The following is a 243-nucleotide window of genomic DNA, read 5'->3' on the forward strand; positions in this document are numbered from 1 at the left end:
CCGGTTTGTCACCGGCAGTCACCTTAGAGTGCCCAACTGAATGCTGGCAACTAAGATCAAGGGTTGCGCTCGTTGCGGGACTTAACCCAACATCTCACGACACGAGCTGACGACAACCATGCACCACCTGTCACCGCTGTCCCCGAAGGGAAAGGCATATCTCTACACCGGTCAGCGGGATGTCAAGACCTGGTAAGGTTCTTCGCGTTGCTTCGAATTAAACCACATGCTCCACCGCTTGTG

The 243-nt window shown here is 54.7% G+C and carries 1 rRNA gene; it reads right to left on the reverse strand.

Annotation, left to right across the window (positions count from 1 at the left end):
* A 16S ribosomal RNA gene (locus AWV70_RS16815) occupies positions 1 to 243 on the reverse strand; the annotation flags it as partial.

This window comes from Sporosarcina koreensis (assembly GCF_001531445.1).
Taxonomy (GTDB): domain Bacteria; phylum Bacillota; class Bacilli; order Bacillales_A; family Planococcaceae; genus Sporosarcina; species Sporosarcina koreensis_C.